This is a genomic window from Microbacterium thalassium, from assembly GCF_014208045.1.
Lineage (GTDB): Bacteria > Actinomycetota > Actinomycetes > Actinomycetales > Microbacteriaceae > Microbacterium > Microbacterium thalassium.
In genome coordinates, this window is the sequence record NZ_JACHML010000001.1 from 1070736 (window position 1) to 1094102 (window position 23367).

The window sequence follows — 23367 nt, forward strand, 5'->3', positions numbered from 1 at the left end:
CCATGACCGCAGTGAACAAGGTCGCGATCGCCGGATCCGGCGTCGCGGGCCTCGCCGCCGGCATCCAGCTCGCCAAGGCGGGCGTCGCCGTCGATCTCTTCGAGGCGCAGCCCGAGCTCAGCGCCCTCGGCTCGGGCATCTCGCTGCAGGGCAACGCCCTGCGCGCCTTCGACACGCTCGGCGCGTGGGACGAGATCAAGGCCGCCGGGTACCCCTTCGAGGGGCTGAACCTGCGTGCGCCCGGACCGGACGCCCCGATCGTCGCCGAGCTGCCCGACGTCAAGACCGGCGGCCCCGACTACCCCGCGGCGATGGGCATGCCGCGCCCCGACCTCGCCCGCATCCTCTTCGCGCATGCGGAGAAGGCCGGCGTGAACGCCACGTTCGGCGCGAAGGTCACCGGCCTCGAGCAGAGCGGCGACGCCGTCGAGGTTTTCGTGAACGGCGCGTCCGCCGGCACCTACGATCTGGTCATCGGCGCCGACGGCCTGAACTCGACCGTGCGCGACCTGATCGGCATCGAGACCAAGCCCGAGCCCGTGGGCATGGGCATCTGGCGCACCTTCGTGTCGCGGCCCGCCGAGGTCGTCCGCAGCGAGCTGTACTACGGCGGCCCGGTCTACATCGCCGGATACACACCGACCGGCGAGGGCTCGATGTACGCGTTCCTCGTCGAGAAGGCGCAGGACCGCGTCGGCGTCAGCGACGAGGAGGCCACGCGCATCATGCTCGAGGAGTCCCGCGCGTACCACGGCCCGTGGGACGCGATCCGCGCCGACCTCGCGGCCGGCGCGCACGCGAACTACACGTGGTTCACCAAGCACGTCGTCGCCGAGCCCTGGAACCGCGGTCGCGTCGTGATCATCGGCGACGCGGCCCACAGCTGCCCGCCGACGATCGCGCAGGGTGCGGCCCAGGGACTCGAGGACGCGCTCGTCCTCACCGAGCTGCTCACCGGCGGCGAACAGGTCGACCAGGGTCTGTGGGATGCCTTCCACGCCCGGCGCCTGCCGCGGGCGACCGCGGTCGTCGAGGCCTCGGTGCAGCTGGCGCAGTGGCAGATCGACGGCGACCGGGACGCCGACGCCGGCGGCCTGATCTTCGGGATCGCGCAGAAGATGGCGCAGCCGGCATGACCACCGACGTCCACGCGCACCTGCTGATGCCGGGACTCCACGCCGAGGTCGAGCGTCGCGCCCCGGAGCTCGTCGCCGAGGCGGCGGCGCTCGAGCTGCGACGCAACGGCGCGGCGAGCCAGGCGGTGTCGGGCCCGATGGTCGGGTCGCGCATCCCGAAGCTCACCGACGTCAGGGTGCGACTGGCCGACATGGAACGGCAGGGGGTGGACCGACAGTGGGTCTCGGCGTCGCCGAACCACTTCTACCCGTGGGCGCCCGAGGACCTCGCGGTGTGGGTCGCGGCCGAGTCCAACCGGCTGGTGGCCGCGCATGTCGCGCAGGCGCCGGGTCGGCTGGTCGGTCTCGGCGTCGTGCCGCTGCAGCATCCGCAGCGCATCGTCGAAGCCCTCGACGACGCGGTGCTCGGGCAAGGCCTCGCCGGAGTCGAGATCTCGTCGTTCGCCGGCGACGTCGAACTGTCGGACGTGCGTCTCGAGCCGTTCTGGGAGCGCGCCGAACAGCTCGGCGCCGTCATCTTCCTGCACCCGTTCGGCTGCAGCCTCGACGAGCGCCTCGATCGCTTCTACCTCGCCAACACCGTGGGGCAGCCGGTCGAGAACGCCGTCGCCCTGTCGCACCTCATCTTCTCGGGCGTCCTCGACAGGTACCCCGGGCTGAAGATCGTCGCGGCGCACGGCGGCGGATACCTGCCGACGGCGATCGGGCGATCCGACCACGCGTGGCGCGTGCGCCCGGACGCGCAGAAGTGCGCCCACGAGCCGTCGTGGTACCTCCGGAAGATCTGGTTCGACACCGTCATCCACGATCCGGCCGTGCTGCGCCACCTGCTCGCGACCGTCGGCTCGACCCAGGTCGTGCTCGGCAGCGACTACCCGTTCGACATGGGTTCGACCGACCCCGTCGCGTTCGTGAAGTCGGCGGGACTGACCGCCGACGTCGAGCGCCGCATCCTCTCGGCCAACGCCGACGCCCTGGTGACGGTGGGAGTGCAGGCATGAGGCTCGCGCGCTGGAAGCACTCCGACGGGACGATCGGCGAGGGTTTCGTCGAGGACGAGCGGGTGATCCCCTTCCCTCACGCGAAGACGGTCGCCGACGTTCTCTCGGACGGGCTCGGAGCGGCGCAGGCGCTTCATGCGGCTGCGCTCGCTGAGGCTCCGACGGGCTCGCCGCTCGCCGACGTCACCCTCCTCGCGCCGCTCGTACCCGCCTCGGTCCGCGACTTCGTCACGTTCGAAGAGCACGTCGAGGGAGTCAGCGCGGGCGTCGAGGGCAAGAGCCACGTCGCCAATGAGTGGTACGAGTACCCCACGTTCTACTTCACCAATCCGCACACGATCCTCGGGCCCGGTGAACCGGTGTCGCCGCCGGTCACCGAGCGCCTCGACTTCGAGCTCGAACTCGCCGCTGTCGTCGGCGGCGTGTCCGGCTCCGACGGTGTGAACCTCACGCCCGAGCAGGCGGCATCCCACATCTTCGGGTACACGATCATGAACGACTGGTCGGCCCGCGACCTGCAGGGCCGCGAGATGAAGGTGCGCCTGGGCCCGGCCAAGGGCAAGGACTTCGGCACCTCGCTCGGGCCGTGGATCGTCACGGCCGACGAGCTGGAGCCCGCCATCGACGCCGACGGCTTCCTCGCCGTGCGCGGCGAGGTGCGCGTCAACGGCGAGCTCATCGGCGAGGACCTGTTCGCGAACATGGGCTGGCCGTTCCCGGTGCTGGTCGCCTACGCGTCACGCAACGCGGTCGTCAAGCCGGGCGACGTGCTCGGCTCGGGCACCATCGGCAACGGCGGCTGCCTCGGCGAGCTGTGGGGGCGCAACGGCGCTCTCACCCCGCCGCCCCTGAAGGAGGGCGACGAGGTCGCCATGACCGTCCACGGCGTCGGCGAGCTCGTCGCGCGCGTCGGCGCCTGCGTCCCCGCGCCGGATCTTCCGCCCGCGTCGCCCCGGCCGCGCCTCCGGCACACCCCGAATGAATCCGCCGCGCCCGCCGCGGCATCCGCACAGAAAGAAGGTCGATGATGACGAAGCGACTCGTCGCTCATCTGCGCTACGCCGCTCTCGCGGTTCCCAACTTCGAGGAGGAGCGCGACTTCTTCACGAACTACTGGGGCCTCACCGAGGTCCACGCCGAAGAGGGCGTCAGCTACCTGGCCGCCGAGGGTTCCACCGAGCCGTTCATCCTGCGCCTGCGCGATGACGAGAAGCGGATCGACCTGGTCGGGTTCGCGGTCGACGGCCGCGACGACTTGCAGGCGCTCGCCGACAAGCTCCACACCGAGGGCGTGCAGTTCGTGCACGAGCCGCAGGAGCTCACCGGCTTCGGCGGGGGGTACGGCTTCCGCGTGTTCGACGGCGACGGTCGCGTGCTGGAGTTCTCGACCGGCTACCAGACCCGCACCGCGCGCAAGATCCGCGAGCGCGAGCCGATCCCCGCGAAGCTCTCGCACGTCGTGTTCAACTCGGCCAACCTCAACGACACGGCTCAGTGGTACGTCGACCACCTCGACTTCTCGATCTCGGACTCGCTCATCCGGCCCGACGGCGGCGAGATGATGCACTTCATGCGATGCAACCCGAACCACCACTCGGTAGCGGTCGCGATGGGCCCCCACCACTCGCTGCACCACCTGTCGTTCGAGATGCGCGGCATCGAGGAGTGGATGCGCGGCGCCGGCAAGATCCTGCGCTCGGGCGCCCGCATGATCTGGGGCCCCGGTCGCCACAACGCCGGTGACAACACGTTCGCGTACTTCCTCAGCCCCGCAGGGAACACGATCGAGTACACCACCGAGCTGTCGGTGCTCGACGAGGAGAACTGGGAGCCGCACCGCCTCGACATCTCGCAGCTGTCGAGCCAGGACCAGTGGGGCACCGCGCAGGCGATGAGCGAGATCATCGCGCGCGAGTCCTTCAACGACATTGACAAGGGCCTGTTCGTCGCGCCCCCGGCGTGACCGGCGTGGACGTCTCAGCGAGGAGAGAAGACATGACCAAGATCCACTTCGCCGCCGATCACGCCGGCTACGAGCTCGGCCGCGCCCTCGAGGCGCGTGCACGTGCCGCCGGCCACGAGGTCGTGTGGCACGGCGCCGAGGCGCTCGACCCGGGCGACGACTATCCGATCTTCGCGGTGACCGTCGGCACGGCCGTCGTCACCGACCAGGACGCCGGTGTCGACGCGTTCGGCGTGCTCGTCGTCGACGAGCCGGCCGCCGGCGTCGTCGCGGCCAACAAGGTCAACGGGGCGCGGGCAGTTACGGCGGCCTCGCCGCGCGCGGCGGCGACCACGCGTGCGACCGTCGACGCCAACGTGCTCGTGTTCGAGGGCATCGCCTTCGAGGAGAACGCGTGGCTCACGATCGCCGCGTTCGTCACCACGTCGCTGCCGCACAATGTCGACGCAGGGCGCCGCATCCTGCAGATCGAGGAGTACGAGAACTCCGGGACGATCGAGGGCTGGGCCGTCCAGCTCGAGCCCGAGCAGATCGCCGTCCAGCACGACTGAGACCGCGACCGCGATGACGAAGGCGGCGAGGGCCATCTGCCTCCGCCGCCTTCGCGTCGTGCCGTCGGGCGTCAGTCGATGAGCCGCGCGCTGATCTCGTCGATCGCGACCACGATCTCGTCGTTGTACGGTGCCTTCGCACCTGGGGTGTAGCGCACGTCGCGCAGACCACCGGAGTACCGGAACCACCCGCGCCGCTCGTGCAGCTCCCAATCCACCGGGCCGCCGCCGTCGAACCCTGCGCTGATGCCGGTGAACGGGGCCATGCCGATGAGCATGGGGACGCGGTCGACGAGCACGGTGGACACGCCGTCCACCACGGCGGTGATGCGCCACGCGAAGCCGTCGAGTGCGTCGAACGCCAGCGTCACGGTCGAGGGATCCGAGGCCAGCGGGATCTCGGTGCGGTGCATGTCTCCGTACGCGTTGTACGAGAAGCGCAGTGCGCTGTCCTCGGCGAACAGGATGTAGCCGCCGCCCTGGTCGCCGTGCGAGACGATGACGCCCTCGCCGAGGGCTCCCCCGAACCGCGCCTCGACCGCGAACGACCGCAGCGCGATCAGCTTGTACGACCGCACGCGCTCGAGGGTAGGCGCGCCCGGGCGCAGGCGCACGGGCTGCTCGAGTTCGAGGTCGGTCGAGGGGATCTTCACCAGCATCGTCGGCTCGTCCGGCAGGGGGAAGACGGTGTTGTGCCACGCCGCCAGGCGCCACTTCTCGGCGAGGTCTGCGACGACGTCCGGGTGATCGGCGGCGAGGTCGTGCACCTCGGCGGGGTCGGCGACGACGTCGTACAGCCGCCAGAACGCCGGGCCGTCGCCCCCGCCGCGCTCCCAGCCCATGCCGACGAGCTTGAAGCGGCCTTCGAAGTACGACCGCTGGCCGAGGAACGACACATGCTGACCGGTCGGGCGAGAGGGCTGCTCCGTGGGTCGCAGGGCCGCGGCGAAGCTCGACCCGTCGGGGTCGGCCGCCGGGGCTCCGCGCAGCGTCGTCGGCCGCGTCACGCCGCACAGCTCCTCGAGGGTGGGGGCGAGGTCGGCGACGAAGGCGAAGTCGCCGCGGACGCCGCGGTCGCCGTCGCCGCGGGGCAGCCCCGCGGGCCAGCTGACGATGAGGGGGCTGCGGATGCCGCCCTCGTGCACCGTGCCCTTGTACAGCCGGAACGGGGTGTTCGACACGTGCGCCCAGCCGGCGGGGTAGTGGCCGAACACGCGGGGGCCGCCGAGCTCGTCCAGCGGCCGCTCGACGTCGGCCACCCAGTCGTCGGGCAGACCCGACGAGAACGTGAACTGGCTGAAATAGCTGCGCGTGCCGTTCACGCCGCCCTCGCTCGTGCCGCCGTTGTCGCTGGCGAACACGATGATCGTGTTCTCGTACTCGCCGATGTCCTTCAGGTGGGCCACGAGCCGGGCGACGCTGTCGTCGATCCCCGTCACCGCGCCCGCGTAGACCTCCATGTGGCGGGCGTACAGCTCGCGCGTGCTCTCATCGAGCGAGTCCCACGGCGGCACGCCCTGCGTGTTCTGCGGGCCCGAGGGTGAGATCTCGGCATCCGCATCGAACAGGCCCAGCTCCTTCTGCCGCTCGAACCGTGCGGCGCGCACGGCATCCCAGCCGGCGTCGTAGGCACCGCGGTGCGCCGCCATGTCGGCGGGCTTGGCCTGCACGGGGCCGTGGACGGCGTTGTGCGCGAAGTAGAGGAAGAACGGCCGGTCGACACCGCTCGAGCGGACCCCGTCGATCATGTCGATGGCCTCGGACGTGAGCCTGTCGGTGAGGTAGTCGTCGTCGGCGAACTCCTCGGTGACGGGGGAGTTGTCGCGCAGGATCCGATGCGGGTGGTACATCGTCGTGAAGCCCTCGAGCGACCCGAAGTAGCGGTCGAAGCCGCGCTGGATCGGCCACGTGGACGTGGAGGCGCCGTCGTGCATCTCGGTCTCGGGCGTGAGGTGCCACTTGCCGACCATGAGCGTCGCGTAGCCGTTGCCGCGGAACGTCTCGGCCAGGGTGGGCATGTCGGTCGGGAGCCCGCCGCGGATGCCGGGGTATCCCGGGTTCATGTTGGCGACGGAGCCCACGCCCGCGCGGTGCGGGTTGCAGCCGGTCATCAGGGCGGCGCGCGTCGGCGAGCACACGGGAGCCACATGGAAGTTCGTCAGGCGGTAGCCGTCGTCGGCGAGCGCCTGGATCGCGGGGGTGTCGATCTCGCTTCCGAACGGCGACACATCGCTGAAGCCCATGTCGTCGATCAGGATGACGATGACGTTGGGCGCCTTCTCGGGCGCCCGCTTCGGAGCCGGCCACCAGGGCGTCGACTGAGACGACCTCGGCGCGACGACACCTCCGAACCCGTCGTAGCCGCGCGGGCTCGCGCCGTCGGTGTGTCGGAGGTCGGGCGTGCTGTCGTCGTCGATCATGGCTCTCCTTCGTGCCGTGGTTCACCCTAGGTCGATCGATGCGCCGTGATGACCCGCATCGAGAATCGTGATGGCGGCGCTCACCCGCCGTGCGGTCACGCCGCGCGCAGGCGCAGCGAGATCTCGTCAGCCGTCGCGCTGAGCTGTTCGCGCAGTGGCCCGCGCAGATCGTCGACGCTGTGGCGGCTGGTCGCGACGGCGATGTTGATCGCGGCCGCCGGCTGCGGATCGCGTCCGAAGACGGGCACGGCGATCGAGCGCAGTCCCACCGCGACCTCCTCGTCCTGCACCGCAAAGCCCTGGGCGCGCGTCTCGGCCAGGCGCGGCAGCAGTTCGTCGACGGAGCGGGCCGCATGGGGGCCGGCGGCGCGGCCGAAGTCGAAGCCCGCCAGCGACGCCCGCGCTTCATCCTCGGGGAGATAGGCCAGCAGGAGCTTCCCCATCGACGTCAGCGGAGCCGGAAGCGTTGAACCCACCTGGATGTTGGCGGTCACGAGGTCGGCGTTGCGGATGCGGGCGAGGTAGAGCACATCCGACCCGCGCAGCACACCCAGGTTCACCGTCTCGCCGGTCGCCTCGGCGAGCTGCCGCAGCGGGCGCTCGCTGATCTGGACGATGCTCGCCCCGCGCAGCGCGGCGGAGCCCAGCGTGAGCACGGCCAGACCGGGCCGAACCGCCCCGTCGGGGAGGCGCTCGACGAATCCCTCCTCCTCGAGCGTCGCGACGACGCGGAACGCGGTCGGCATCGGGATCCCGGTCCGGTCGCAGATCTCCCGCAGCTTCAATGTCGTCGTCGACTCATCGAAGAGTCGCAACACGTCGAGTCCCTTCGCGAGCGCTTCGATCCGGTAGCGATTGGGCTTGCCCGTCTCATTAGTTTTCATCAGTCGAAACCGTATTCCTGCATGTGGGGGCGGGCAAGGGACGTTCGGCCCGGTTCATGCGCCCACCCGGAAGATCCGGAGCTGCAGCGCAAGCGTGCTGTAGTAGCCGACGAGGGTGGAGAGTTCGAACAACCTCTCCTCGCCCAGCGAGGCGTGGGCGGCGCTCCAGGTGTCGTCGTCGAGGTCTCCCGCCAGAAGGCCCACAACGGCGCGGCCGATCGCCGCCTCGGTGCCGTCGAACGCGGTGATGTCCGATCGGCGCAGCGCCTCCAACTCCTCATCGGTGAAACCGAGGGCGCGGGCGATCGCCTCGTGGGACTCGCGCTCGAACTCGCTCGACCAATGCGCGGCGACGAGCAGGATCGCCAGCTCCCGCTCCCGGTCGCCGAAGCCCGTCCGGTAGCGGATCGCGGCGCCGAGGCCCTGCAGTGCGGCGCCGACCGCGGGTGAGCGCAGCATCGCGTCGAACGGCCCGCGCAGCGACCCGTCGGGCGCGGTGAGCGCGAAGTGCTGGGGCCTCTGGGCGCGCGGTCCACCCGTGATCGCGTCGTACAGCCCGCGCTGCTGCTCGGACATCTCGCCGGGGGCGAGAGGGCGGATGCGTGACGCCACTGCTCCTCCTCGAGTCGTGTTTGACACCTGCTGGGCTCCACGTTACATTCATTCCGCGAAACTTGCTTTCATATAATGAAGATCCCGCCGAAGGAGACGCGATGACCGAACACGACGACTGGCTGGGGCTCCGCGGAGCGCGCGTGCTCGTCGCCGGAGCCGGCGGCATCGGCGGGTCCTGCGCCCGCGCCTATGCCCGAGCCGGTGCCACGGTCGCCGTGGTCGACCGCGATGAGGCCGCGCTCGCCGCGCTCGCCGTCGACGGCGATGAGACCTTCGAGCTCGTGACGGCGGATCTCACCGAGCACGGCGCCGGCGAGCGGGTCGTCGCCGAGGCGATCGCGCGCCTCGGAGGACTGGACGTGCTGCTCCACGCGGTCGGGATCAACGACCGCCGGCCCATTCTCGACTTCACCGAGGACGAGTGGGACCACATCGTCCACGTGAACCTGTCGACGGTGTTCTCGCTGGCTCAGGCGGCGGGTCGCCATATGGTCGCCCAGGGCCACGGCCGTGTGCTGGCATTGTCGAGTGTCTCAGGCCTGCTCGCCCACCACTCGCACGGTCCGTACGCGGCGACCAAGGGTGGCATCAACCAGCTGCTGCGCGTCATGGCGCACGAGTGGGCGCCGTCGGGTGTCACGGTGAACGCGCTCGCCCCCGGCTACATCGAAACGCCGCTCACCGCGGTGCACCTCGCCAAGCCCGGCAAGCGCGAAGCGCTCGAGAGCCAGGTCCCGGCGGGCCGCCTCGGCACGACCGACGAGCTGACCGGGCCCGCACTGTTCCTCTCGTCCAAGCACGCCGGCTTCGTCACCGGCCACGTCATGTACATCGACGGCGGGCGCACGCTCGTCTGATCCCAGACCACTCTCCAAGGAGGCAGAAATGGCTGAAGCTCAGATCTTCCCGCGCTTCGCGGGCAAGACGGTGCTCGTCACCGGCGCCGGCACCGGGTTCGGCGCCGAGATCGCGGTGCGCGCAGCGCAGGAGGGCGCGAAGGTCGCCATCCACTACCGCAGCTCGCGCGCGGGCGCCGAGAAGACGCTCGAGCGCGTCCGCGAAGCGGGCAGCGACGGCATCCTGGTCCAGGCCGACATCGCCAGCTGGGACCAGATCAAGGCGATGGCGGATGCCGTGTGGGAGGCCTTCGGCACCCTCGACGTCCTCGTCAACAACGTCGGCGACGTCTCGAGCGAGCAGATGTCGTGGAAGGAGCTCACGCAGGAGGCCCTCGACGCCGTCATCGACGTCGACGTCAAGGGGACGCTGCTGATGACCCACGAGTTCGGCGAGCGGATGCTGGAGCAGGGCCACGGCAACATCGTCAACGTCGGTTCCACCGTAATCGTGCGCGGGTCGCCCCGCGCCCCGCAGTACGCCGCGGCGAAGTACGGCATTCTCGGCATCACGAAGTCGTACGCCAAGGCGTTCGCCCCGGCCGTCCGCGTCAACACGTTCGCCCCCGGCTTCATGGAGACCGAGCGGCTGCTCGAGCGCGAGGACTGGAAGAGCGGCCGCCGCGAAGTGCTCATCTCGCAGACGCCGATGGGCCACATCCCGCCGCCCGAGTTCGTCGCCGGCACGTGCCTGTGGCTGGCCACCGACGAGGCGGCCCACCTCACCGGCGGCTACATGCTCGCCGACGGCGGCTTCAACATGGTCGGCGCCTGACCGGCATCCGAGAAACGACACAGGAGAGACAGAAATGAAGCTGATCACCTTCGACGGCGGCCGCGTCGGCCGCCTGGAGCTCGAAGAAGGGCTCGTCATCGAGCTCGATGTCCCCTCGACCCGCGAGTACTTCGAGCGCGACGGCAAGGTCGCCGAGACCGGCGAGCGGCTGAACTACGCCGATGTGAAGCTCGAGGCCCCCATCCGCCCGAAGAAGTTCTTCCACACCGCCGGGAATTTCATCGACCACCACAACGAGCTGACCGCCGTCGACTGGTCGCACCCGGTGCACAAGGGCATCGTGTTCTTCCAGAACCTCGACGCGATCATCGGTCCCGAGGACGACATCGTCTACCCCGAGGGGCTGACGAAGGAGCTCGACTACGAGCTCGAGATGGCGATCGTGATCGGCAAGTCCGGCAAGTTCTTCTCGCCCGAGGAGGCCGAGGACTACATCGCCGGCTTCACGATCTTCAACGACATCACCGCGCGCGACATCCAGCGCAAGGAGATGGAGTCCGGCGTCTTCTCGTTCTCGAAGGGCATCGACACCTTCTGCCCGATCGGCCCGTGGATCGTCACCAAGGACGAGATCCCCGACATGCACAACATGGCGATGCAGCTGCGGGTCAACGGCGAGGTGCGCCAGCAGGGCAACACCAACCAGACCCGCATCCAGTGGCCGCACCTGGTCGCGTATCACTCGCCGCAGATCTTCTCGGCGGGCGACCTCCTCACCACCGGCACCATCTCGGGCGTTGCGGCGGTGCAGAAGAACCCCTTCGACTTCTACCTCCAGCCGGGCGACGTCGTCGAGGCCGAGATCGAGGGTCTGGGCGTCCTCCGCAACAAGGTCATCTCGTGGGAAGAGCGGTACGGCGAGCCGGCGCCGCAGCGGGTGGACTGGTGAGGATCGCGAACCTGGCCGGCCGTCTCGCCCTGGTCACCCGGGGTGGGACGGCGGTCGACGTGGCGACCGCGTCGGAGGGCCGCTTCGGCCCCGACCCGATGTCGGCCTACGCCGACTGGGACGCGTTCGCCGCGTGGGCGGCGGGGGCGGATGCCGCGGGCGAAGCGTTCGACCGCGCCGACCTCGGGCCGCCGGTGCCGCGCCCGCCGCAGATCTTCGCGATCGGCGTGAACTATCGTGAGCACGCCGACGAGGCCGGGTACCCGCCCGACAGTCTGCCGGTGACGTTCACGAAGTTCCCGTCGAGCCTGACCGGGCCCGAGGCGACCGTCGTCCTCCCTGACGGCAACGTCGACTGGGAGGTCGAACTCGTCGTGGTCATCGGCCGCGGCGGTCACGGCATCCGTCGCGAGGATGCGTGGAAGCACGTAGCGGGATTCACCGTCGGGCAGGATCTCTCCGAGCGCGTCGCGCAGCTCGCCGGCACGATGCCGCAGTTCAGCCTCGCGAAGTCGCATCCCGGCTTCTCGCCCACCGGGCCGTGGATCGTCACGCCCGACGAGCTCGACGATCCCGCGGATCTCGCGATCTCGTGCGCCATCGACGACGAGGTCATGCAGGACTCGCGCACGTCCCGCATGATCTACGACATCCCCGAGCTGATCGTCCGCCTGTCGGCCGTCGCGACGCTGCTGCCCGGAGACATCATCTTCAGCGGCACGCCCTCGGGGATCGGCAACCGTCGCGCGCCGCAGCGGTTCCTTCGAGCGGGAGAGACCCTCACGTCCGTCATCGAGGGTGTCGGGGAGCTGACGACGCGGTTCCGCTAGCCGCGCTGATATCAGCCGGAGTATCAGTCGCGCTGATGCAGGCCATAGCGGACTCACTCTTCCCTGATGACGCGAGGTCTGAGCAAGATGACTGCACCCGATCGGATCGGGTACGCGGGTCAAGCCACACTCACGTTAGGCGCAGACTAACCCTCCGTGCCTACTTCCGAATAGCAAAAGTGACTTTCACTAGTCACGATAGAAGCACCCGCGGCCCCGACCGCCGGGCAGACACCGAAGTCCACCCACAGCACATCGATCATTGGAGATCAGGATGGTTCGTCATACAGCACGCACGCGCGGCGTGATCGCTGTCGCCGCATTCGCGGCAACCGCACTCACCCTCACCGCCTGCAGCGGCGGCGGCGGAGACGCCGACGGCGGCGGAGACGTCGACACCGCGAGCCTGGTGATCGGCCTCGACGCCGATCAGGCCCCCCAGGGGTACGACCCGCTGCTCTACAGCAACGGTCAGCGGTTCTTCTTCGAGGGCATTTACGACTCCCTGTTCGAGATCGGCGAGGACGGATCGGTGGTCCCGAGTGCCGCGACGGACTTCTCGTTCAACGAGGACTTCACCCAGATGACCCTCGATGTCGACACGACGCTCACCTTCGACGACGGCACCGCGCTGAGCGCGGACCTGGTCAAGCAGAACCTCGACCAGCGCGACAACGTCGACCTGAACGCCTACCGCGAGCTCGCCGCTGGCGGCGAGACCGAGATCACGGATGTCGAGGTCGTCGATGAGGACACGCTGACCCTCACCTTCGCCGTGCCGCAGCCCGGCTTCCAGGGCAACCTCGCCTTCCCGGGCGGCGCCATCGTCGGCCCCACCGGACTCGCCGACCGTGCGAGCCTTGACACCACGCCCGACGGCTCGGGTCCGCTGACGGTCGACACCGACGCGACCATCAAGGGCAACTCGTACGTCCTGGTCAAGAAGGACGGCGCCGAGCGCGCCGCCGACTACCCCTTCGACTCCTACGAGTTCAAGCCGATCCTCGACCCGCAGGCGCGCACGAACGCGCTCATCTCGGGTGAGGTCGAGATCACGCTGCTCGCTGCCGACACCACCGACCAGGTCGAGTCGTCGGGCAAGGCCGTGGCGCTCAACGGCGGCACGATCTGGAACCTCTTCGCGATGGACAAGGCCGGCGCGCTGAACCCCGCATTCGGGGACCCGCTCGTGGCCAAGGCGCTGTCGATCGCCATCAACCGCCCCGAGTACGTCGCCGCGGTCCACCCCGGCCAGGAGCCGACGTGGAACGTGCTGCCCGCCGACAGCCCGGGCTTCATCCCCGAGCTCGAGGACGAGTACGCCTATGACCCCGAGGCCGCCATGGACCTGCTCGCCGAGGCGGGCTACGCCGACGGGCTCGAGTTCGAGTGGACGATCCAGGCTCGCACGCAGCGCGACCTCGAGGCGCTCCAGACGTACTGGGCCGCGATCGGCGTCGACGTGACGCTCAACATGGCAGCCTCCACGGAAGAGCTCTTCGCCGCTGTGCGGACGAACTACATGGGCGGTCCGCTCAACCTCACGTGGAGCAACCCGCTCGGCAACGTCAACGGTGTCCTGTTCGGGTTCGCGAACTTCCACGGCGCCGAGGGCCCCGAGATCCAGGCGGCGGCGCAGGCATACGGTGCCGCTCAGGGCGAAGCCGCCCAGGCCGAGGCGCTGACCGACCTGAACCGCGTGCTCGTCGAGTCGGGATGGCTCATCCCGCTCTATGAGGAGTTCGCGGCGTGGGGCTACGAGCAGGGCAAGGTCGCCGAGCCGACCTTCGCCGGTGCCGAGGCCTACCCGATCCTCGCCACCATCCAGCCCGCATCCTGATCCGAGCCCGGGGCGCCGGCCACCGCCGGCGCCCCGGGTGAAGGGGCACTTCCCATGCTTGTCTTCATCCTCAAGCGCGTGCTGTTCGCCGTCATCACGTTGCTCGTCGCGTCGTTCGCGGCCTTCGCCCTCATGCATCTGTCGGGATCGACGCCCGGAGCCGTCGTCCTCGGCATGGGCGCGACTCCCGACGACATCGTCGCCTACAACGCGTCCATCGGGTGGTACGACCCGTGGCTCGTGCAGTTCTCGAACTGGGTCGGCGGCGTCGTCACCGGCGACCTCGGCATCTCACTCATCGACGGGCGCGACATCGGCGCCGACATCGCCAAGCGCCTGCCAGTCACCGCAGCCCTCGCGATCGGCGGAACGCTGGTCAGCTCGCTGCTCGGCATCACCTTCGGCGTGATCGCGGCCGTGCGCGGCGGCGTCGTCGACCGCATCATCACCGCCTTCTCGGGCGTCTTCCTCTCGCTGCCGCAGTTCTGGCTCGGCATCATCCTCGTCTTCGTCTTCGCCGTGCAGCTGCGGCTCCTCCCGGCCACCGGCTACGTTCCGCTCGAGGTCGATCCCGCCCGCTGGTTCGCGTCGCTCATCCTTCCCGTGATCACGATCGCGATCACCTCAGCCGGCTTCATCGCGAGACAAACGCGCGCCTCGATGGCCGAGGCGCTCGCGCAGGAGCACATCCGCACCCTCCGCGCCCTCGGCACGCACCGCCTCCGCATCGTCTACGTCCACGCCCTGCGCGGGGCGAGCCTGCCGATCCTCGCCAGCGTCGCCATCCAGTTCATCGTCCTCTTCGGCGGCTCGGTCATCATCGAGACCCTGTTCGCGCTGCCGGGGATCGGGCAGGCCATGCAGGCCGCGGTCGGCGCCTCCGACCTGCCGATGGTGCAGGCCCTCGTGCTCGTGGCGACCCTGGTGGTCGTCGCCGTGAACGTGGCGATCGAACTGCTCAACCGCTTCCTCGACCCGAAGCTGAGGACCTCATGACCGACTCCACCACGACGATCGCCCTCCGGGCCCGCAAGAAGAAGAAGCCGCGAGGGCTGACGGGCAGCATCCTGCGCTCCCCGTCCGCGCTCATCGCCGCGATCTGGCTCGTCGGGCTTGTGCTTGCCTCGCTGACCGCGCCGCTGTGGCTGCGCTACGGACCCCTCGAGCAGGACCTCTCGGCCGTGCTGCAGGGTCCCTCGGCGGCCCACCTGCTCGGTACCGACGAGCTCGGGCGCGACCTGCTGTCGCGCATCGTGACAGCCGCCGCCCCCACCATGTTCCTCGCGATGATCCCGCCGCTCGTGGCGATGGCGATCACCATCCCCGTCGTGCTGGCGGCCGGCCGCTACGCGAAGGTCGAGTCGGTGGCCGGGCGCGTCAGCGAGGTCTTCCTCTCGATCCCGACGATGGTGATCATCCTGGCGTTCATCGCCGCGGTCGGCACGAACATGCCCCTCGTGATGATCGTCCTCGGCGTGCTGATGTTCGGCGGGCAGTACCGCATCCAGGTCGGGCAGGCCTCGTCGCTGCATCGCCAGCTCTTCGTCGAGGCCGCCGCCGTCGACGGCATGCGCCCCTTCGCCGCCAGCTGGCGGCACGTGCTGCCGAACATGATCACCACCGTCGCGGTGCAGTTCGTGCTGCTGTTCGGGGTGGGCATCCTGATCCAGACCGGCCTGGCCTTCATCGGCTTCGGCCCGCCGCCGCCCGAGCCGACGTGGGGTGGCATGATCCAGGCGGCCTCGAAGTTCATCTTCCAGCAGCCGTGGATGATGGTGCCCACCGGTGTCGTCCTGGCGCTGACGATCATCGCCGCCAACGGCATGGCCGATGTCCTCTCCGGCGGCAACGCGACGCCGCCGCCGCTGGTCGCGCTGCGCCGCACGCGGTCGCGCCGGCCCACGGCGTCCGCGGCCGCGGCGTCGACCGCCCCGGCCACGACCGCCGCGGAGGCCCCGGGCACGAGCGCAGGCGACGACAGCGTCGCCGAGGGCGAACTGCGCGTCGAGGACCTCGTGCTCGGGGTCGACGACGGCCCGGCCCTCGTCACCGGCGTCAGCCTGCGCGTTCGCCCGGGAACGGTCCTGGGACTCGTCGGCGAGTCCGGCTGCGGCAAGAGCGTCACCTCGCACGCCCTGCTCGGCCTTCTCACGCCCGGATTGTCGGTGCGCTCCGGTCACATCCGCTGGGGTGACGTCGATCTCGCGGGCGCGGATGACGCGGTGATGGCGAAGGTGCGCGGACACGACATCGCCTACATCTCGCAGGAGCCGACGCGGGCCCTCGACCCGATGTTCACGGTGGGCAACCAGCTCACCACCACGATCCGGCGCCTGCGCCGCGTCGGCGGCGGCGGCGAGGCGAAGAAGATCGCCGAGCAGCTGCTCGTGGACGTCGGCATCGTCGATCCGCCCCGCGTGCTGCGCAGCTACCCGCACCAGATCTCGGGCGGCATGGCCCAGCGCGTCGCGATCGCACTCGCGCTCGCGGGCACGCCCCGTCTGCTGATCGCCGACGAGCCGACCACCGCACTCGACGTCACGGTGCAGGCCGAGATCCTGGGACTTCTGCGGAGGCTCGTCGCCGATCGCGGCATGTCGGTCGTGCTCGTCACGCACGACCTGGGTGTGGTCGCCGACATCTGCGACGAAGTGGCCGTCATGTACGCCGGCGAACTCGTCGAGACCGGGTCGGTGCGCGATGTGCTGTTGAGCTCGGAGCATCCGTACACGATGGCGCTGCTGGCCTCCGACCCGCATGCGGCGGTCGAGCTCGCCCATTCCGATCGACTCGCCTCGATCCCGGGCCAGGTCCCGACGCCGGGATCGTGGCCGGCCGGATGCCGCTTCGCGCAGCGCTGCCGCTTTGCGACGGATGCCTGCCGCGCCGCGGTGCCGCTCGAGTCGCGCGCCGACGGCGAGGGCGTCGTCCGCTGCGTACGCCGCGACGAGCTGCTCGGCCGCCAAGATGAGTGGTTCGCGCCCGAGCCCGCCGAGACCGTGGGAGGAAGCCGATGACCACGCCGATCCAGCACGATCCGACCCAGCCGCTGCTCGAGGTGAAGGATCTCGTCATCCAGTACAGCCGCAAGGTGGAGCCCGCGGTGAAGGGGGTGTCGTTCTCGATCGCCCGCGGCGAGACACTCGGACTCGTGGGCGAGTCGGGGTCGGGCAAGACCACGATCGGCAAGGCGATCCTCGGGCTCCAGCCCGTCACCAGCGGCCAGATCATCTTCGAGGGCCGCGACATCACCCGCGCGACGCCGGCCGAGCGCCGAGCGCTGCACGGCGATCTGCGCGCGGTCTTCCAGGATCCGTTCTCATCGCTGAATCCGCGCCGCCCGATCGGCGACGCCGTCTCGGAGCCGTTGCGCGTCGCCGGGGTCGGCCGCGCCGAGAGGGCCCGCCGCGTTGCCGACGCGCTCGAGTCGGTGGGACTGCCCCGGGACGCGGGTGAGCGTCTGCCGCGCCAGTTCTCGGGTGGGCAGCGTCAGCGCATCGCGATCGCGCGCGCCCTCGCTACCGACCCGCGGCTGGTCGTGTGCGACGAGGCGGTGAGCGCCCTGGACCTCTCGACGCAGGCGCAGGTGCTCAACCTGCTCGCCGAGCTGCGCCGCGGCGCGGACCTCGGCTACCTGTTCATCGCGCACGACATCGCGGTGGTCGAGTTCCTGGCCCAGCGCGTGATCGTGCTCAACCGTGGCCGCATCGTCGAAGAGGGCATCACCGCCGACGTCGTGCGCGACCCGAAGGAGCACTACACGCGCGTGCTCATGGCGGCATCCCCCGTCCCCGATCCCGACGAGCAGGCGCGCCGGCGGGAGGCGTGGCGTGCGTTGAAGGAGTCGGCCGCGGCGTGAGCTCCGAGAGCGTCCGCGGGTCAGCGGGACAGCAGCTCGGGCGGCGCGGCCGTGTCGAGCGGCGACAGCCGCCGTGCGGTGCGGCGGAAAGCCGCGACCATCGGGTTGGTGTCGTCGGCGCGGCTGCACAGCACGACCGTCGCCGGGGCGATGTCGTCGATGTGCGCGTGGGTGATCCCCTCGCGCCGGTAGTTGGCCACAGCGCCCTCGCCGCCGATGTTCACGCCGGCACCGGCGGCGACCAGATCCAGCAGGCCCTCCACGCTGTCGGCCGTGGGGCCGCGGCGCGGCCGCGAGCCGTCCGGGCGCGGATCGACGATCCACCAGTCGACGATCTCGGGGTCACCGCCCCCCGCGGAGACGAACACCTCGTCCGACGCCTCGACGATCGAGATCGAGTCTCGCCCTGCCAGCGGGTGACCGACGGGGACGATGAGGACGCGCGGCTCCTCCCACAGCGCCTCGACGCGAATCCGACTGGGCAGTTTCATGGGCCACGGCGAGAAGACCACGTCGACATCACCGCTGGTCAGGGCAGGCTCGACGTCGAAGAACCCGAGACGTCTCATCTCGACGCGCACGTCGGGCGCGGACTGCAGCATCGCCGAGATGATGTTCGTGGTCGGGACGGCCGAGCCGGAGGCGACCATTCCCAGCCGAAGCGTGGGGGCATCGGATCGGGTGTGCAGCGCGCGCGCCCACGCCAGCAGCTCATCGTGGTCGGACTGCACCCGGCGGGCGAGCGGCAGCAGCTCGCGGCCGTGCTCGGTCAGCTCGACGTGGCGAGGGCTGCGATCGAACAGCCGCGTGCCGATCTGGTCCTCGAGCCGGCTGATCTGCTGGCTGAGCGACGGCGGCGTGATACGCAGGCGTGCGGCCGCGCGCCCGAAGTGCAGCTCGTCGGCGAGCACGCAGAACGACCGGACGGCGTGAATGGGGACATCCATGCGCGCAATATTAGCCTGAGACTAATGACGAGTAGGGAGGTCGAACTTCCTCTTCACCCGTTCAGGTTTGAAAATCGAACAACGGCGACGAGCCGAGCACGTTGTCAGGCAGTAGACCTGACCTAACGGCGACCATGCTTCACAAGGAGGTAAGCACATGTCAACCATCACGTCCCGACCCATGACCTTCCCGACCGACGACCCGCAGAAGGTGCCGTTCGCGGGGCTCCTGCCCGCCGCGCCCAAGCCGTTCGTGCTGGGGGAGGGCCAGGGCGAGAAGTCGCTCGTCTTCGATCAGCTGTTCGAGATCCTTCTCTCGGGCGACGAGACCGAGGACCAGTACGGTGCGTGGACGATGAAGGCCCGGCAGGGAGACCGGATCCCGGCGCACATCCACCTCAAGACCCACGAGTTCTTCTACGTCGTCGACGGCGAGATCTCGGTGTGGATGGACGACCAGGCCGACTATCACACGAAGACCACGCTCACGACGGGTGACTTCGCGTACGTGCCGGCCGGCATCGTCCACGCCTTCAAGATCGAGAACACCACCACGGTCTTCGGCGCGGGCACGGCCGGCTTCGAACGGTTCTTCCACGCCATCGGCCAGAAGACCGACCTGAACGAGCCGCAGGGCGTCTATGTCCCCTCGCCCGACATCATGCGCGCGGCGGGTGAGAAGTACGCCACCGTCTTCATGCCCGAGTTCCAGTTCCGCGACTGAACATGCCAGCTTCGGTCCTCGAGATCGACTACGCCCAGCCCGAGGGCTTCCGTCCGCTGTCGCTCGATCTGCGGATGCCGACTGCCGCGGAGGCGCCCCTCGTCGTGTTCTTCCACGGCGGGGGGTTCCTCCGCGGCAGCCGCAGGGTGTTCACGCCGGGAATCGCGGCGGAAACATCGTTCGACCGCATCGTCGCGGCCGGCTTCGCGGTCGCGTCGTGCGAGTACCGGCTGAGCGGCGAGGCGGGCTTCCCCGCACAGCTCGACGACGCGGATGCCGCGATCGGATGGCTCGGCGAGCATGCCGCCGAGTACGGCTACGACGCATCGCGGATCGTGCTGTGGGGTGTCTCCGCGGGCGCGACGATCGCGGCGTTGACGGGGCTCCGCCGCGACGACGTGCGAGGCGTCGTCGACTGGTTCGGCCCGACGGAGCTCTTCGAGATGGCGAAGCATCCGACCGGCGAGCCTGCGGACGCGACGAGAGAGGCGCGCTGGCTCGGCGCCCCGGCGGCATCCGTCCCCGATCTTGCGCGGCTCGCATCCCCGGCGCTCCAGGTCCGCCCGGACGCGCCGCCCTTCCACATCGCTCACGGCACCGACGACGTCCACGTCCCGATCTCGCAGAGCGAGTTGCTCGCGGGTGCGCTCGAGCGTGCGGGCGCACCGGTGGAGTTGCGCCGCGTGCCCGGCGGCCGCCACTTCTGGCAGGGCGTGGCCGACACAGCACCCCTGTTCGCCGACGCACTGGCCTTCGTCCGCCGCGTCACCGCGTGAGCCACCTGCCCGCCGGCAGCTGCGAAGGAGACCCGATGACCACGCCCCGGTGTGCCGACCTGCGTGTCGAGTACCTGACCGAGCCCATCGGCATCGGTGCCGCCCACCCGCGTTTCTCGTGGACCGTCGACCATGCCTCGGCGGGTCGCGAACTCGAGGTCGCCGATGCATCCGGGCGCCTGTGGCATCACGTGGTCTCGACCGGCGCATCCGCCGCGCCGGTCGAGTACGCCGGTCCGCCGCTGCGATCGAACGCCGCGTATCGCTGGCGCGTGCGCAGCCTCACGGCCGACGGACCTACACCGTGGGCGGAGGCGACGTTCACGACCGCGCTTCTGCACGAGTCCGACTGGTCGGCATCGTGGGTTCGGCCCGTGCAGCAGCCGGCTCTCGTCGAGCGGTGGAGCATCGTGGACTGGATCCGCGGTGCCGGCCCGGAGGCCTCGCTCGAGGATCGTCTTCGCCCGGTGCAGCTGCTGCGCCAGTCGTTCCGGGTGTCTCCCGGTCTCGTGCGCGCTCGCCTCCACGCCACGGCCCACGGCTCGTATTCGGCGTGGGCGAACGGCGAACGCGTCGGCGACGAGGTGCTCGCCCCCGGCTTCGACAGCTACGAGCATCGGGTGAGCGTGCAGGTCTACGACGTCACCGCGCAGCTGCGCGCGGGCGAGAACGTCCTCGGCGTCGCTCTCGCCGACGGCTGGTGGGCCGGGCGGATCGGGCTCACCGGCTCGAGCGCTCAGTTCGGCGACACGACCGAGGCCATCTGGCAGCTTCACCTGGACTACGCCAACGGGCGAAGCGAGATCGTGGTCTCGGGCGCGGATGTCCGCAGTGCGATCGGATCGTGGGTCTACGCCGAGCTGTTCATCGGCGAAAAGGTCGACCGCCGCTGCGAGCCCCCGGGGTGGCGCGTCGCGGGGTTCGACGACTCCGCCTGGACGCCCGTCGAGATCGCAGGAGCGGATGCGGGCACGCTCGTGCCCTTCTCCGGCGAGCCGATCCGGCGCGTCGGCGAGCTGCCGGCGATCTCGGTACGCGAGACGGCCGACGGCGCGATCGTGGACTTCGGGCAGGTGATCGCCGGGCGCGTGCGGTTGCGCGTGCGCGACACCGTGCCGGGGCAGGAGATCACGATCGAGCACACCGAGACGCTCGACGCGGCGGGGGACTGGTTCGACAACATCGCCGGCATCAACAAGGAGCAGACCGATGTCCTCGTCGCCGCCGGGGGCGACGAGGAGTGGGAGCCGGAATTCACCTTCCATGGATTCCGCTACGCACGCGTCCGCGGGCTCATCGATGTGCTCGTTCCCGCCGACATCGCGGCCGTCGTCATCTCGAGCGACCTCGATCAGACCGGTGGATTCACCTGCTCGGACGCGCGGCTGACGCGCCTGCACGACAACGTCGTGTGGAGCCAGCGCGCCAACTTCCTGTCGATCCCGACCGACTGCCCGCAGCGGGAGCGCGCGGGCTGGACCGGCGACGCGCAGGTCTTCGCCGCTGCCGCATCGAACAACGCCCGGGTGTTGCCCTTCCTCGGCCGATGGCTCGACAACGTCCGCGCCGACCAGCGGGACGACGGACGCGTCACCATCACCTCGCCGTACTCCCCGTTCGACGCCGAGGCCGCCGCCGCTGCCGAGGGCATCGGGTCCATCGTCGCGGCAGCGGGATGGAGCGACGCGATCGCGTTCGTGCCCTGGACTCTGTACGAGCGGTACGGCGACACCCGGGTGCTGCGCGACAACTACGACGCCGTCCTGCGGTGGATCGACTACCAGCGTTTGCAGGCGCGAGCGGAGCTTCCCAACGGTCTCGTCGCCGAGGAGCTCTCGCCCGAGCGTCTCGCCGCCCAGCGGCTCCTGTTCAACACCGGCACGCACTTCGGCGACTGGCTCACGCCCTCGACGATGGAAGGCCGCCCGCTCCACGAGGCGATCGGGATCGCGCCTTCGCTCACCGGAGAACTGGTGGCTCCGATGTTCCAGGCGCAGACGCTCACCCTCGCGGCGCGCATGGCCGAGGTCCTCGGCCGGGGCGAGGAGTCCGGCGCGCTCGCGGTCGAGGCGGCGCAGGTGCGCGGTGCATTCGCGGCGGAGTACGTCGACGAGTCCGGGCGACTTTCCGTGGAGCTCCAAGGGCCGTACGTGATCGCCCTCGCGTTCGGCATGATCCCGGGAGACCGCGTCGACGCGGCCGTCGCGGAACTCGTTCGCCTCATCCACGAGCGCGGCGACCGCCTCGACACCGGCTTCCTCTCCGTCCCCTACCTGCTGGACGTGCTGTGGGACGCCGGCCACCGCGACCTCGCGCGCACCCTGCTGTGGCAGGACGCCGCCCCCTCGTGGCTGTACGAGGTCGATCGCGGGGCGACGACGATCTGGGAGTCATGGGACGCCATCGGGCCCGATGGCGGCGTTCGCGCGGTCTCGCTCAACCACTACGCATTCGGCTGCGTCGACGACTGGCTGTATCGCCGCGTCGCCGGCATCCAGCCCGCGGCGCCTGGCTTCCGCTCCGTGGCCATCGCACCCGACCTCGCGTCGGGTCTCGCGCACGCGAGAGCGCACGTGGGCACGCCGGCCGGGCGGCTCGCGGTCGAGTGGTGGCTGGACGCCGATGGCGCGACCGTCACCGTCACCGTGCCGTACGGCGTCGACGCGGTGCTGGAGGTCGACGGCGGCACGATCCCGCTCCCTGCGGAGACCTCCACGCACATCCTTCAGCTCGACCGGGCGGTGGTCCGCGCCTGAGAACGCGGGCGGTGCATCAGCCCGGCCGACGTCGCTCCGCGAGCTGGCGCTCGATGCGCTCGAGTGTTGCGATGAGCGTGTCCCGCGTCCCGTCGTCGAGGATCCCGTCGAGCATCGCGCTCCACGTCGCATCGAGGCGATCGAGGTTCGCCGCGGCGCGCTCGGTGGGGTGGAGCCTGATCGAACGGGCATCGTGCTCGTCGTGCTCGCGACGGATGAACCCCTTGGCCTCGAGGCTGCGCAGGGCACGACTGAAGTTGCTGGGCTGCAGCAGCGTCGCCGCCGCGGCCGCGCCCGCGGTCGTGCCGGGATTGCGGTCGACGTAGCGCAGCACCGTGGTCTCGAGAGGCGTCGGCCCCGCTGCGGCCCCATCGTCGTACAGGCTCAGCTGGCGCGACACCGCCAGGATCAGGTCGGCCAGGGAGAAGAGCGGCGACATCCTTGTGTGCTCCATGGAACGATCGTATATCCTTGTCGTTCGATA

Annotated in this window: 21 protein-coding genes; 16 read left to right on the plus strand and 5 right to left on the minus strand. The window is 70.0% G+C overall.

Annotation, left to right across the window (positions count from 1 at the left end; all coding sequences use genetic code 11):
* The first annotated feature begins 2 nt into the window (after positions 1–2).
* Genes HD594_RS05050 through HD594_RS05070 form a run of 5 tightly spaced genes read left to right on the plus strand, consistent with a single transcriptional unit; the run spans position 3 to position 4651 of the window.
* Positions 3–1136: an FAD-dependent monooxygenase gene (locus HD594_RS05050; protein ID WP_184749910.1), complete on the plus strand. Its 1134-nt coding sequence runs from the start codon at positions 3–5 to the stop codon at positions 1134–1136.
* Positions 1133–2137 carry an amidohydrolase family protein gene (locus HD594_RS05055; RefSeq protein ID WP_184749911.1) on the plus strand — a complete coding sequence of 335 codons (1005 nt, stop codon included), beginning with the start codon at positions 1133–1135 and terminating at the stop codon, positions 2135–2137. The genes HD594_RS05050 and HD594_RS05055 overlap by 4 nt, the downstream gene beginning before the upstream one ends.
* Positions 2134–3165: a fumarylacetoacetate hydrolase family protein gene (locus tag HD594_RS05060; protein WP_184749912.1), complete on the plus strand. Its 1032-nt coding sequence runs from the start codon at positions 2134–2136 to the stop codon at positions 3163–3165. The genes HD594_RS05055 and HD594_RS05060 overlap by 4 nt, the downstream gene beginning before the upstream one ends.
* Complete coding sequence (locus HD594_RS05065; RefSeq protein WP_184749913.1) at positions 3165–4100, plus strand: VOC family protein; 936 nt, start codon at positions 3165–3167, stop codon at positions 4098–4100. Before HD594_RS05060 ends, HD594_RS05065 begins: the two co-directional genes overlap by 1 nt.
* Positions 4101–4132: 32 nt before the next feature.
* Positions 4133–4651 carry an RpiB/LacA/LacB family sugar-phosphate isomerase gene (locus HD594_RS05070; RefSeq protein WP_184749914.1) on the plus strand — a complete coding sequence of 173 codons (519 nt, stop codon included), beginning with the start codon at positions 4133–4135 and terminating at the stop codon, positions 4649–4651.
* A 71-nt stretch (positions 4652–4722) separates the two neighbouring features.
* Here the strand turns inward: HD594_RS05070 and HD594_RS05075 are convergent, their stop codons facing one another.
* The 3 genes from HD594_RS05075 to HD594_RS05085 all read right to left on the minus strand — a co-directional run bounded on the left by HD594_RS05075 (position 4723) and on the right by HD594_RS05085 (position 8567).
* Complete coding sequence (locus HD594_RS05075) at positions 4723–7071, minus strand: arylsulfatase (RefSeq protein ID WP_184749915.1); 2349 nt, start codon at positions 7069–7071, stop codon at positions 4723–4725.
* 95 nt (positions 7072–7166) lie between these two features.
* Positions 7167–7955: an IclR family transcriptional regulator gene (locus HD594_RS05080; protein ID WP_184749916.1), complete on the minus strand. Its 789-nt coding sequence runs from the start codon at positions 7953–7955 to the stop codon at positions 7167–7169.
* Positions 7956–8009: 54 nt separating this feature from the next.
* Positions 8010–8567 (minus strand): carboxymuconolactone decarboxylase family protein, encoded by a 558-nt coding sequence (locus HD594_RS05085; RefSeq protein ID WP_271171310.1) that lies wholly within the window; start codon positions 8565–8567, stop codon positions 8010–8012.
* A 101-nt stretch (positions 8568–8668) separates the two neighbouring features.
* Between HD594_RS05085 and HD594_RS05090 the strand changes: the two genes are divergently transcribed.
* The 8 genes from HD594_RS05090 (at position 8669) to HD594_RS05125 (ending at position 17680) form a co-directional block, all read left to right on the plus strand.
* Complete coding sequence (locus tag HD594_RS05090; protein WP_184749917.1) at positions 8669–9427, plus strand: SDR family NAD(P)-dependent oxidoreductase; 759 nt, start codon at positions 8669–8671, stop codon at positions 9425–9427.
* 28 nt (positions 9428–9455) lie between these two features.
* Positions 9456–10241 (plus strand): SDR family NAD(P)-dependent oxidoreductase, encoded by a 786-nt coding sequence (locus HD594_RS05095; protein WP_184749918.1) that lies wholly within the window; start codon positions 9456–9458, stop codon positions 10239–10241.
* Positions 10242–10275: 34 nt separating this feature from the next.
* Positions 10276–11151, plus strand: coding sequence for a fumarylacetoacetate hydrolase family protein (locus HD594_RS05100; RefSeq protein WP_184749919.1), 876 nt, complete (start codon positions 10276–10278; stop codon positions 11149–11151).
* Positions 11148–11981 carry a fumarylacetoacetate hydrolase family protein gene (locus HD594_RS05105; RefSeq protein ID WP_184749920.1) on the plus strand — a complete coding sequence of 278 codons (834 nt, stop codon included), beginning with the start codon at positions 11148–11150 and terminating at the stop codon, positions 11979–11981. Before HD594_RS05100 ends, HD594_RS05105 begins: the two co-directional genes overlap by 4 nt.
* Positions 11982–12255: 274 nt before the next feature.
* On the plus strand, positions 12256–13821 hold the full coding sequence (locus HD594_RS05110) for an ABC transporter substrate-binding protein (protein WP_184749921.1): 1566 nt from the start codon (positions 12256–12258) through the stop codon (positions 13819–13821).
* A 54-nt stretch (positions 13822–13875) separates the two neighbouring features.
* Complete coding sequence (locus tag HD594_RS05115; protein WP_184749922.1) at positions 13876–14817, plus strand: ABC transporter permease; 942 nt, start codon at positions 13876–13878, stop codon at positions 14815–14817.
* Entirely contained in the window at positions 14814–16838 is a 2025-nt protein-coding gene (locus tag HD594_RS05120) for a dipeptide/oligopeptide/nickel ABC transporter permease/ATP-binding protein (RefSeq protein ID WP_184749923.1), read from the plus strand. Before HD594_RS05115 ends, HD594_RS05120 begins: the two co-directional genes overlap by 4 nt.
* Positions 16835–17680 (plus strand): ATP-binding cassette domain-containing protein, encoded by an 846-nt coding sequence (locus HD594_RS05125; protein WP_184749924.1) that lies wholly within the window; start codon positions 16835–16837, stop codon positions 17678–17680. The genes HD594_RS05120 and HD594_RS05125 overlap by 4 nt, the downstream gene beginning before the upstream one ends.
* Positions 17681–17700: 20 nt before the next feature.
* Here the strand turns inward: HD594_RS05125 and HD594_RS05130 are convergent, their stop codons facing one another.
* Positions 17701–18627 (minus strand): LysR family transcriptional regulator, encoded by a 927-nt coding sequence (locus HD594_RS05130; protein ID WP_184749925.1) that lies wholly within the window; start codon positions 18625–18627, stop codon positions 17701–17703.
* A 157-nt stretch (positions 18628–18784) separates the two neighbouring features.
* On the opposite strand from HD594_RS05130, the gene HD594_RS05135 reads away from it, so the two are divergent.
* Genes HD594_RS05135 through HD594_RS05145 form a run of 3 tightly spaced genes read left to right on the plus strand, consistent with a single transcriptional unit; the run spans position 18785 to position 22883 of the window.
* The gene (locus HD594_RS05135) at positions 18785–19351 is read left to right on the plus strand and encodes a quercetin 2,3-dioxygenase (protein ID WP_184749926.1); all 567 of its coding nucleotides are present in this window, start codon (positions 18785–18787) and stop codon (positions 19349–19351) included.
* Between the two features lie 2 nt (positions 19352–19353).
* Positions 19354–20127, plus strand: coding sequence for an alpha/beta hydrolase (locus HD594_RS05140; protein ID WP_184749927.1), 774 nt, complete (start codon positions 19354–19356; stop codon positions 20125–20127).
* Between the two features lie 35 nt (positions 20128–20162).
* On the plus strand, positions 20163–22883 hold the full coding sequence (locus tag HD594_RS05145; protein ID WP_184749928.1) for an alpha-L-rhamnosidase: 2721 nt from the start codon (positions 20163–20165) through the stop codon (positions 22881–22883).
* A gap of 16 nt (positions 22884–22899) precedes the next feature.
* On the opposite strand, the gene HD594_RS05150 is transcribed toward HD594_RS05145, so the two are convergent.
* Positions 22900–23337 (minus strand): MarR family winged helix-turn-helix transcriptional regulator, encoded by a 438-nt coding sequence (locus tag HD594_RS05150; protein ID WP_184749929.1) that lies wholly within the window; start codon positions 23335–23337, stop codon positions 22900–22902.
* Between the last annotated feature and the right edge of the window lie 30 nt (positions 23338–23367).

Bases quoted from the DNA above. Each gene is read 5' to 3' on its own strand.
- HD594_RS05110 (WP_184749921.1), top strand. From the start codon at position 12,256: ATGGTTCGTCATACAGCACGCACGCGCGGCGTGATCGCTGTCGCCGCA.
- HD594_RS05100 (WP_184749919.1), top strand. From the start codon at position 10,276: ATGAAGCTGATCACCTTCGACGGCGGCCGCGTCGGCCGCCTGGAGCTC.
- HD594_RS05150 (WP_184749929.1), bottom strand. From the start codon at position 23,337: ATGGAGCACACAAGGATGTCGCCGCTCTTCTCCCTGGCCGACCTGATC.
- HD594_RS05140 (WP_184749927.1), top strand. From the start codon at position 19,354: ATGCCAGCTTCGGTCCTCGAGATCGACTACGCCCAGCCCGAGGGCTTC.
- HD594_RS05080 (WP_184749916.1), bottom strand. From the start codon at position 7,955: ATGAAAACTAATGAGACGGGCAAGCCCAATCGCTACCGGATCGAAGCG.
- HD594_RS05090 (WP_184749917.1), top strand. From the start codon at position 8,669: ATGACCGAACACGACGACTGGCTGGGGCTCCGCGGAGCGCGCGTGCTC.
- HD594_RS05130 (WP_184749925.1), bottom strand. From the start codon at position 18,627: ATGGATGTCCCCATTCACGCCGTCCGGTCGTTCTGCGTGCTCGCCGAC.
- HD594_RS05075 (WP_184749915.1), bottom strand. From the start codon at position 7,071: ATGATCGACGACGACAGCACGCCCGACCTCCGACACACCGACGGCGCG.
- HD594_RS05115 (WP_184749922.1), top strand. From the start codon at position 13,876: ATGCTTGTCTTCATCCTCAAGCGCGTGCTGTTCGCCGTCATCACGTTG.
- HD594_RS05060 (WP_184749912.1), top strand. From the start codon at position 2,134: ATGAGGCTCGCGCGCTGGAAGCACTCCGACGGGACGATCGGCGAGGGT.
- HD594_RS05065 (WP_184749913.1), top strand. From the start codon at position 3,165: ATGACGAAGCGACTCGTCGCTCATCTGCGCTACGCCGCTCTCGCGGTT.
- HD594_RS05055 (WP_184749911.1), top strand. From the start codon at position 1,133: ATGACCACCGACGTCCACGCGCACCTGCTGATGCCGGGACTCCACGCC.
- HD594_RS05050 (WP_184749910.1), top strand. From the start codon at position 3: ATGACCGCAGTGAACAAGGTCGCGATCGCCGGATCCGGCGTCGCGGGC.
- HD594_RS05135 (WP_184749926.1), top strand. From the start codon at position 18,785: ATGTCAACCATCACGTCCCGACCCATGACCTTCCCGACCGACGACCCG.
- HD594_RS05095 (WP_184749918.1), top strand. From the start codon at position 9,456: ATGGCTGAAGCTCAGATCTTCCCGCGCTTCGCGGGCAAGACGGTGCTC.
- HD594_RS05120 (WP_184749923.1), top strand. From the start codon at position 14,814: ATGACCGACTCCACCACGACGATCGCCCTCCGGGCCCGCAAGAAGAAG.
- HD594_RS05070 (WP_184749914.1), top strand. From the start codon at position 4,133: ATGACCAAGATCCACTTCGCCGCCGATCACGCCGGCTACGAGCTCGGC.
- HD594_RS05145 (WP_184749928.1), top strand. From the start codon at position 20,163: ATGACCACGCCCCGGTGTGCCGACCTGCGTGTCGAGTACCTGACCGAG.
- HD594_RS05125 (WP_184749924.1), top strand. From the start codon at position 16,835: ATGACCACGCCGATCCAGCACGATCCGACCCAGCCGCTGCTCGAGGTG.